The sequence below is a fragment of the Fretibacterium sp. OH1220_COT-178 genome, assembly GCF_003860125.1.
Lineage (GTDB): Bacteria > Synergistota > Synergistia > Synergistales > Aminobacteriaceae > CAJPSE01.
In genome coordinates, this window is sequence record NZ_RQYL01000077.1 from 1 (window position 1) to 625 (window position 625).

The following is a 625-nucleotide window of genomic DNA, read 5'->3' on the forward strand; positions in this document are numbered from 1 at the left end:
TCGATGCGTTCGACATTCTCGACCGGGATGGTGGAGAGGTCCACCGCCGCCTCGCTGCCCAGGTTCATCAGCACTCCGTCCACGTAGACCGCCACCTGTGCTGCGCTGCTCCCACGGATGGAGGCCACCGTGTAGGCCCCGCGCCCCTTGGTCTCCACCACGTGCAGACCCGGAACCTGCTTCAGCAGCTCCGGCAGGTTCTTCTGCTCCCCCCTCATCTCCTGGGGACGCACCACCGTGACCGACCCCGGCGAAAGGAGCAGCTTGTCCTCGTCGACGGGAGAGGCCACGACCCGCTCCTCGGGGAACTCCGTCGTCCCCAGGGCGGGATCGGTCGGGACCAAAAGGGAAAGGGGGACCAGGATAAAAAAGGCAAAAAGGCTCAAGAAAGAGGTTCCAATTTTCACGGATTCGCATCTCCTCTCCTGATACGAAAAACGGGAGGAGCCCTTCGAGGACTCCTCCCTGTACGCCCAAAACACATTCTGCCTGCACCCGTCCCCCGAGGTACGCGGCAAAACGGATATTCGGCAGGTCTCCTGACTCGCGCTCGTCCTAATCCCGAACCTTCTCATCCCCGCACGTGCCGGGGGACAATGGTGCGTATCGGTTTCGTCACGCTTAC

At 62.2% G+C, this 625-nt stretch carries 1 protein-coding gene and 1 riboswitch; the gene reads right to left on the bottom strand.

Annotation, left to right across the window (positions count from 1 at the left end; translation table 11 throughout):
* Window positions 1-386 (bottom strand): TonB-dependent receptor (locus EII26_RS12895; RefSeq protein WP_233572763.1); only part of this gene is annotated, 386 nt, incomplete at its 3' end.
* 126 nt (window positions 387-512) lie between these two features.
* Window positions 513-625, bottom strand: a riboswitch (cobalamin riboswitch). This riboswitch is flagged as partial in the annotation.